Below are 5391 nucleotides of genomic sequence, written 5' to 3' on the forward strand. Positions count from 1 at the left end.
CTAGGTCTTTTTTTCACCTTGCATTTGGTATTGCACTTCATGTGTTAATCTAAGTTTTAAAAAAATATCATCAAATGGTTTATCGGCGTGATAGGCCCCATCCTAACAAAATTAACCAAATAATTGTAGGCAAGTTCGTTAGACCTTTGTCGTTGCTATATTTAACTAGCGCGATTTAACTGGCGCAGTTAGGCGGACTTGACCGCTACTTGATGTTTGTTCCAAGACTCGATGGCATCACTCAGCTGTTCGTCCATCATATCTAACACCTCGGGTACACATTTTCCTTTTCCATTAATCAATACAAACTTGGTCATACCAACCCCCATCAACTGGTGTTTTACAAAAAAACGTGTTTCGAAATAAATGTATTTTTTATCCCAACCTACCAACTTGCTATTTACACTCATTTTATCCAAGAACTTAATTTCTTTAAGATAGACCATCTCTTGCATAGCAATAACCCATCCTAGGTTTTTGATACCTTTTTGATGACAGCAAGTCATTAACCATTGGGTAATATTTAACTCAATAAAAGATAGATAACGGTAATTGGGTAAGTGATGACGAAAACCCATATCATGTGGCAGTATTCGATAAGAACGAACTGTTGGTGTGGTTAAAGTTTCGATTGCCAAATGCTCGCTGACAGACTGTTGTTTGAGCTGCTGCTTGAGCAGATTAACCATAATGAAAAAGCGTATCAACATGTTCATAAGTCGCTCTCTTAACCTCTATTTTAGAGGTTGTATCGTTGAATATAAATTCTGCGTACCTTAACGTAAAAAAAGCCACCTCGGTGACTTTCTTTACTTAATAGTTTATCTTATAGCTTAATGACCACCGCCGTTGATACTGCGCACCATCTCTTCTACCATTTTTTTCGCATCGCCAAATATCATCATGGTTTTGTCCATATAGAACAGACTGTTATCCAACCCTGCATAACCAGTGCTCATTGAGCGTTTGATGACCATGACTGTCTGCGCCTTACTCACTTCTAAGATAGGCATACCAAAAATAGGTGACGCTGGATCATCTTTTGCAGACGGGTTTACCACATCGTTGGCACCAATGACCAAGACCACATCTGTACTGGCAAAGTCGGAGTTGATTTCATCCATCTCTAGGATGTCATCATAAGGCACATCCGCTTCGGCCAATAGCACGTTCATGTGCCCTGGCATACGACCGGCAACTGGATGAATCGCAAAGCGAATATTCACCCCTTCCTCTTTTAGTAACTCGTACAACTCTTTTACGGCATTCTGTGCACGACCTTGAGCCATACCGTATCCTGGCACGATGACTACGTTACTGGCATTGGACATCAAGAACCCTGCATCTTCTGCTGAACCAGCCTTGTAGTTTTTGGGTGCGCCATCGTCATCGCCTGCTGCGACTGCCGACGTACCCATACCACCAAATAGTACGTTTAACAGTGAGCGATTCATGGCTTTACACATAATATAAGACAAGATCGCACCTGATGAACCAACGAGTGATCCTGCGATAATTAGCATCGAATTGCCAAGCGTAAATCCAATCCCTGCCGCTGCCCAACCCGAAAATGAGTTCAGGAGCGATACTACCACGGGCATATCACCACCACCGATTGGGGCAATCCACATCCAGCCAAATACCACGGCAATCACTGCCATCGCATAAAACGCAGGTAGTGAGTCAGTAACAAAGTACACACCGCCAAAACCAATCATCGCAATGAATAAAATCACCTGCACAGGTTTGACCCAGCCGCCAACCAATGTTTTAGCCCATCCCTTTGCAGCCAACTTACCAAAAGCAAAGACCGACGCCGAGAAAGTAATCGCACCGATGAAACAACCGATAAACAGCTCAACACGGGCAACCGCGCCATGCTGCTGTTCGGTATGCAACACCGTTGCTAAGGCAATCGCGACCGCAGCCAAACCGACAAACGAATGCATCAAAGCAACTGTCTCTGGCATTTGAGTCATCGCAACTGTTTTTGCCTTCCACATGCCGACGATAGCACCCAGTACCATCGCACCGATGATCAGCCAAAGCACAGGACCTTCCGCTAGGAAGAACGTGGTGATAACTGCAATGGCCATAGCCGCCATACCAAAACGATTACCACGAATAGCTGTCTTTGGACTGGATAAACCGCGTAAAGTTAAGACAAAAAGAATCGCACCAACCAAGTAAAACCAATCGGCATTGGTCGAAATAAAATGAGTTAAGTCGCTCATGCGTCACCTCCAGCGTCATTGGTCACTGGGGCTTTTTTTTCCTTGGGTTTAAACATGGCAAGCATGCGCTCGGTAACAGCAAAACCACCGAAAATATTAATGCTGGCTAAAAATACAGCAAATGCACCCAGCAAACTGGTTGGCGTAAACATTGAACCATCAATATTTACGGTCTGCAGCATCGCACCAACGATGACAATACTCGATAAGGCGTTAGTCACCGCCATCAAGGGTGTATGCAACGCTGGAGTCACACCCCAAACGACGTAGTATCCAACAAAAATAGCGAGCACAAACACCGTAAAAATCGCGACAAATGGTGTATTGCTCATGGCTGCACCAGCCGGGGCTGCAACTAAAATAGTGGAAATCATCCTTTTCTCCTAAAATATATTCGTGACTGACAAATGTATGACAATAAATAATCAAACCCTAGCGCTTAGCCAGACGTACCTGATTATCATGTGTCACTGCCAGTGCTCCCTGAATCTCGTCTTCCATGTCTAATTGAAGTGCCAAATCACTACCTGTGACTTCATTTTTTATAGTGCCGTTCTCTGAATTGTCATCTGTGGCTGTGGGCGCAATTAAGGTCGTGATGAAATTCACTAAATTATTGGCATATAAATCCGAAGACTGCGCGGCAAGCATGGAAGGTATATTGGCTGCACCAACGATACGAACGCCATTGTCTGTGGTCGTAGTTTGGTTTGGTACACTGCCTTCTACGTTACCGCCTGTTCCAGCTGCCATATCAATCAGTACTGAACCTGCTTTCATCTTGTCAAGCGTCGCTTGATGTACTAAGCGTGGTGCTTGACGACCTGGAATCTGTGCCGTCGTTATCACGATATCAGCATTACTGAGTGCCTTATCTACTACAGCTGCTTGGTCTTTTATATACTGCTCAGATGGCGTCCAAGCATAGCCGCCCGTTGCTTTAGACTTTTCTGACTCTTCCTCACTCATCGGTACATCAAGCCATTTACCACCAAGCGACTCGACTTGCTCTTTTGCAGCAGGGCGCAAGTCACTGGCCTCCACCACTGCACCCAAACGCTTCGCTGTCGCAATCGCTTGTAGACCTGCAACACCCACACCTAAGATAACAACTTTGGCTGGCTTGACCGTACCTGCGGAAGTCATAAACATAGGAAAGGGACGCGAGTACTCATTGGCCGCTAGTAAAACTGCTTTATAACCGGCAAGATTGGCTTGTGATGACAATATATCCATATTTTGCGCACGTGACAGAGTGCGCGGTAACAGCTCCATAGCAAAGGCTGTGACTCCTTTGGCAGCATAAGTATCGAGTTGAGTATTGCGATATGGATCGAGCATACCAACAACAATCTGACCAGAGGACAAACCGTCAACCGCGTCGACAGGCAGATCATGCACGGTGGCAATAATCTTAGATTGGCTGATTACCGCCATACCGTTTTTGGCAATACTCGCGCCGGCGCTCTGATACATCTCATCAGAATAGTAGGCTGCTTGACCCGCACCTGACTCGATGACGACCTCAAACCCAAGTTTAGACAGTTTTTTTACCGCGTCTGGGGTTATCGCGACGCGGTGCTCGCTCGCGACATCTGCACTGATTACACCTATTTTCATACCGTATCCTTACTTACGTCTAATGACCTCACTCGCGCCTTTCCTACTTTTGCTGTCCTCAGCGCACTTTTTCAAAAATACGTGGGACGCAAAGTCTCAGTCACAAGTGCTCCAATATTGATTGTCAAACGACCATCAATTTAATAAATGATGGACATATTATCATCATGCGGTTTTATTATAAATAAGAAATAAACAAAGTTCCGGTAATATCCATGACTCGCAAGTAAAATTTAGAGTTTGGTATTTCGTCTTTTATCATAACTTTTCATTTTTTATCATTATTTTTATTCCTATCAACTTTTATTCCTATCGACGGATAGAGCATGTCACCACTTCAAACGTACTAATAAAAATGTCACCGCTCTAGAGGTGCTAATAAAAATGAAAGACACACCATCGACATTTACAGACTGTAAGCCAATGCCAAACTCGGAGCTCACGCCAAAAAGATAATACTGCTATCCGAAAACCACGGTAAAATCATGTATATCAATCCACAAGGTCGTTTTTCATTCGACAGCCATGCTCTTATTTTGAAAACAGTCATAAAAAAGGTATCCTTTAGACTAAAGACACCTCTTGATAAGTTACTCACTGATGCACTATAAAAAGGAATAACAATGTATTTTTTACTCTCCCCTGCCAAGTCTTTGAATGAAAAAGATGAGCCCCCTGTCAACCTAGGCCATTATTACAGCCAACCTGAGCTTATTGAGCACTCGCAAGCACTGATGAAAATATTGAAATCGAAAGAGCCAATTGACCTACAAGAGCTGATGAGTATTTCTGATGATTTAGCTCAACTCAATGCCAAGCGCAATCAACAATGGAACTGGAGCAAAGAACAACCATTCGCTGATGACGATGCTCATAACCCAGCCAAACCTGCCGGTTACTTGTTTGACGGGGATGTCTATACAGGCCTTGGTATGTATCAGATGGATAAAAATACAGCTATCTACGTCAACGAACACTTAGGTATTTTGTCTGGTCTCTATGGTGTGCTAAAGCCCTTAGATTTAATCCTTCCGTATCGATTAGAGATGGGCACCAAACTAAAAAATGAGCGTGGTGATAATTTATACGAGTTTTGGGGCGAAGAAGTGACGAACGTAATCAATGCTCGTATGGCTGATAGCGATGACAAGGTTCTGATCAACCTCGCTTCCAATGAGTACTTTAAATCGGTAAAGAAAAAATCAGTGGAGGCAGACATCATCACGCCACGATTTGAAGATGAAAAAAATGGCAAATACAAAGTGATTAGCTTTTATGCCAAAAAAGCACGTGGATTGATGGTCAAGTATGCCGCTGATAATAAGCTGACTCGTGCTGAGCAATTAAAACAGTTTGACTTGGCAGGCTACTATTATGTCGATGAACTGTCTGATGATAAAACGTGGACGTTTAGACGGGATGAGACAAGTCAGTAGCATTTAAAATTTTTATTGAGCGCATGAAAAACCCCGATAAGCCAAAGCCTATCGGGGTTTTCTAACTCGGTCGAATAAAAGTCCCGCACTACTTGGAATAT

5 protein-coding genes are annotated in these 5391 nt (G+C 43.6%); 1 reads left to right on the forward strand and 4 read right to left on the reverse strand.

From position 1 onward, the window contains the following. Positions 1-188: 188 nt before the first annotated feature. The 4 genes from L0J61_RS08920 to L0J61_RS08935 all read right to left on the reverse strand — a co-directional run bounded on the left by L0J61_RS08920 (position 189) and on the right by L0J61_RS08935 (position 3854). A complete protein-coding gene (locus L0J61_RS08920) occupies positions 189-716 on the reverse strand; it encodes an acyl-CoA thioesterase (protein WP_301466096.1) in 528 nt (175 codons plus the stop codon). 117 nt (positions 717-833) lie between these two features. Next, entirely contained in the window at positions 834-2234 is a 1401-nt protein-coding gene (locus tag L0J61_RS08925; protein ID WP_301466097.1) for an NAD(P)(+) transhydrogenase (Re/Si-specific) subunit beta, read from the reverse strand. Next, positions 2231-2608: a proton-translocating transhydrogenase family protein gene (locus L0J61_RS08930; RefSeq protein ID WP_367651949.1), complete on the reverse strand. Its 378-nt coding sequence runs from the start codon at positions 2606-2608 to the stop codon at positions 2231-2233. Before L0J61_RS08930 ends, L0J61_RS08925 begins: the two co-directional genes overlap by 4 nt. Before the next feature lie 58 nt (positions 2609-2666). Then, positions 2667-3854 carry an NAD(P) transhydrogenase subunit alpha gene (locus L0J61_RS08935; protein ID WP_301466098.1) on the reverse strand — a complete coding sequence of 396 codons (1188 nt, stop codon included), beginning with the start codon at positions 3852-3854 and terminating at the stop codon, positions 2667-2669. A 623-nt stretch (positions 3855-4477) separates the two neighbouring features. Here L0J61_RS08935 and yaaA point away from each other — a divergent pair. Continuing rightward, positions 4478-5290 (forward strand): peroxide stress protein YaaA, encoded by an 813-nt coding sequence (gene yaaA / locus L0J61_RS08940; RefSeq protein ID WP_301466099.1) that lies wholly within the window; start codon positions 4478-4480, stop codon positions 5288-5290. Positions 5291-5391: the final 101 nt, after the last annotated feature.

The sequence above is a fragment of the Psychrobacter sp. genome, from assembly GCF_030457785.1.
GTDB lineage: Bacteria > Pseudomonadota > Gammaproteobacteria > Pseudomonadales > Moraxellaceae > Psychrobacter.